The sequence below is a fragment of the Vibrio sp. Vb0667 genome (genome assembly GCF_033391095.1).
On record NZ_JAWPOL010000203.1, the window covers coordinates 1 to 1,315 of the forward strand.

General features: G+C 45.9%; 1 protein-coding gene. It reads right to left on the reverse strand.

Annotation, left to right across the window (positions count from 1 at the left end):
* Window positions 1-1,267 (reverse strand): AAA family ATPase (locus tag R8269_RS24625; RefSeq protein ID WP_318222830.1); only part of this gene is annotated, 1,267 nt, incomplete at its 3' end.
* Between the last annotated feature and the right edge of the window lie 48 nt (window positions 1,268-1,315).

Sequence of the window (1,315 nt, forward strand, 5' to 3'; positions counted from 1 at the left end):
CCAACGCGCCCGGAGTGGCAGATTGGCTCAATGCAACACGCGAACCTGCAGTATCTAATACCGATACTGCTTTATCTGGTAGCTGGCGTCCGTTGATGTAGCGAGCAGAAAGTTGTACCGCAGCATTCAGTGCTTGGCTTGTGATATAGACATCATGATGTTGCCCCATGATGTTAACCAAGCCTCTAAGCATATCTACCGCTAACTCAGGAGTCGGCTCGTCTACTTTCACAACCTGGAAGCGCCTCGTTAACGCGGCATCTTTTTCAAAATATTTTTTGTACTCAGCCCACGTAGTTGCAGCGATGGTCCGTAACTCTCCTCGAGCCAACGCTGGTTTCAATATGTTAGCAGCATCACCTTGTCCCGCTTGACCACCACCTCCGATTAGACCATGAGCTTCATCGATAAAAAGAATGATTGGCTGCGAAGATTCGTTCACTTCTCGAATGAGATTTTTAAGTCTGTTTTCAAACTCCCCTTTCATCCCCGCACCCGCCTGAAGCAAAGCAAGATCGAGTGATTTGATGGCAACATCATGTAAAGCCGGAGGAACATCCCCATCCACTATTTTTTGCGCCAGCCCCTCAATTACCGCAGTTTTACCTACACCAGCCTCACCCGTTAAGATCGGATTGTTTTGGCGGCGACGCAATAAGATATCGATCATCAAGCGGATTTCATTGTCGCGACCGATAACAGGATCTATTTTTCCAGCTTTAGCTTGCTCAGTAAGATCCGTTGTGAACTGATTCAATGCAGAGTTCGAGCTGCTCGTCGCCTTAGAAGTATTGTTTCCACCATCGCCCACATGCTCTTTCATTGCGACTAGGCGAGATGGTTCGACTTTGTCTAGCTCCGCGCTAATAGCGTTCATCATATTCACTAGCGTGTCATCAGAAAGATACGCAAACAGTAAGTGGATACAGTTCACTTGTTCTTCATGAAACTCTATCGTTGCACACATCAAAGCATTCTGCATCATGGTTACAGTATAAGCAGAAAGGCCTGGGACGGTTTGGCATCCAGTTTTGTATTTTTCAAGCTGAGCTTGCAGTTGTTCTTCGACTTTTCTTTCATCAATATCAAAAGCTTCAAACACTTCTGAATAAATACCGGATGGATGTTGAACTATCGCCAACAACCAGTGGGTCAACTCTATACTATGATGTGTACGCGAACTTGCCATTGCCGCCGCTTGCTCTAGCGTTTCCTTCGCTTGCGGAGACAATCTTTCGACCAACGCTGAAAGTGATAATGAAGCCATTATGTTTCCTTTAAACCGTAATTGTTATGTTGCGATCTTCCGTACGTT